The sequence below is a fragment of the Planomonospora algeriensis genome (genome assembly GCF_977012225.1).
Window position 1 is genome coordinate 1 of sequence record NZ_CDRNDK010000822.1, and the last position, 1,545, is coordinate 1,545.

Sequence of the window (1,545 nt, forward strand, 5' to 3'; positions counted from 1 at the left end):
CCGAGACCTGCACCGGAGGTGCCGGGGCCACCGCGACCTGCACCGCCGGGGCCTGCCCCTCCGAAACCTGCGCCGGGGGTGCCGGCACCACGGGGTCGGGACTTCCGGCGGGCCCGGGCCGCCGCGTCCGCGTCCGCGACCGGGCACGCGCTGAGGACCGCGGCGAGGTGCAGGCAGCGCGGCGCCAGCAGGCAGCTGCACCGCGCCGCTCCGGAACCGGCCACCACGCCCGAGGGGCCGGGGGAGAGCGTGACCACCGCGTCCTCTCCCCAGCCGACGGAGACGGCCCCGCCGCCGGAGGCGACGGGCAGCGCCGCGCACCGTTCCACCGCCTCGTCCAGCCTCTTCCGCAGCCGGGAGGTGAGACCCCCGACGGCCTCGGCGACCAGGTCCGGCTCCACCGGCGGCAGCCGCGTCTCGGGAACGGGAGGGTTCAACGGGGTTCTCCTCGGAGACGGTCCCCCACCCAGCGGGCGAGGGCGAGCGGGCTGAGAGCGGCGACGGGCATGCCGGCCGCGGCGAGCCGCTCCGCGACGGGCACCGAGTAGCGCGGAGCCCCGGTGTCGTCCAGCGCGGCGCAGCCCAGCAGGTGCACACCGGAGGAGACCAGGGCGCGGACCTCCCCGAGCAGGCCGTCGGGAGACGGCCCCTCCTCGAAGTCGCTGACCACCACGACGAGCGTGCGGCTCGGCACCGTCACCAGGGAGCGCGCGTGGGCGAGCCCCGCGGCGATGTGGGTGCCGCCGCCGACCCGGACGTCCAGCAGCAGCGAGAGCGGGTCGGCGACGCGGTCCGTCAGGTCGATGACCTGGGTGGAGAAGGCCAGGAAGTGGGTGGAGACCGTCCGGACCCCGCCCAGGACGGCCGCCGTCAGCGCCGACCAGACCACCGACGCCTCCATGGAGCCGGACACGTCGACCACGAAGATCAGCCGCCAGTCCGCCTCGGTCCGGACCCGGGTGGTGAAGGCCGGGCGCTCCGGCACGACGAGGAACCCGCCGTCACCGGTCCTGCGGGTGTGCCGCAGGTTGGCCCGCAGGGTGGCGGGCAGGTCGAGCCGGCCGCCGGGACGGCGGGTCGGGCGCGGCGTCGCCAGCCCGGTCAGCGCGGGTCTCAACCGGGTGGCGAGTTCCCCGGTCAGCTCGTCGACCAGCCGCCGGACGAGCGGGCGCAACCGGGCGAGCCGCTGCTCCGGCAGCCCTCCCGCCAGCGAGAGCACCGAGGCCAGCAGGCCCACCGACGGGCGCACCGACTCCGGGTCGAGTACGGCCAGCACGTCGGCCCGCCCGCCCTCGGCCGCGCGGGCCAGCACCTCCTCGCGGACCTCCGTCCCGAACAGGGCCTCGATCTCCTCCGCCCACTCCCGGGCGGTCGGGAAGGAAGGCCCCCGCCCGCCGGGACCGCGCCCGAGGTCGGCGGCGCCCTCTCCGCGTCCCGCGCCGTACAGCTCGTCCAGCGCGTGGGCGTAGCGCCGGGCGCCGTCCGGGAGCCGCTCGGTCTCCCTGCCGAGCAGCAGGCGCCACCGGTCCACCGGGGGGAGCCTCC

The 1,545-nt window shown here is 77.7% G+C and carries 2 protein-coding genes; both read right to left on the minus strand.

Annotated elements, in window-relative coordinates:
* On the minus strand, positions 1–437 hold a 437-nt coding region (locus tag ACWJ6R_RS36095), incomplete at its 3' end, for an SWIM zinc finger family protein (protein ID WP_449066508.1).
* Positions 434–1,545 (minus strand): VWA domain-containing protein (locus ACWJ6R_RS36100; protein WP_449066509.1); only part of this gene is annotated, 1,112 nt, incomplete at its 5' end. The genes ACWJ6R_RS36095 and ACWJ6R_RS36100, both read right to left, overlap by 4 nt.